Origin of the sequence: Rhodoplanes roseus (assembly GCF_003258865.1) — a bacterium.
GTDB classification, from domain to species: Bacteria; Pseudomonadota; Alphaproteobacteria; order Rhizobiales; family Xanthobacteraceae; genus Rhodoplanes; species Rhodoplanes roseus.
Genome location: NZ_NPEX01000908.1, coordinates 1 through 253, shown reverse-complemented (window position 1 = coordinate 253; position 253 = coordinate 1). Strand labels below are relative to the sequence as shown.

The window sequence follows — 253 nt, the reverse complement described above, 5'->3', positions numbered from 1 at the left end:
GCATCTGCGCCCTTCATCGCATAGATCTGATGAACGCCGATCCAGGCCTTCTTGCCGGCATGGCGTTCGACGCCTGATGCGAAAACGAGGGGGCAGGAGGAGGCGCAATACCCCTCGGCTGCAATCCGGGTGTTGAACTCATGCTCGCGGATCTGGCGAGCCATCGACATGGCGTCGGCAACTGAGCCGCCCGGCGAGTGAAGCAAGACTTCTGTCCCGGCGGAGAAATCATTGTCCTGGAGGAAGCGCTCGA

At 61.3% G+C, this 253-nt stretch carries 1 protein-coding gene; it reads right to left on the bottom strand.

Annotation, left to right across the window (positions count from 1 at the left end; translation table 11 throughout):
* On the bottom strand, positions 1 to 253 hold a 253-nt coding region (locus tag CH341_RS32960; protein WP_210208746.1), incomplete at both ends, for an ATP-dependent Clp protease proteolytic subunit.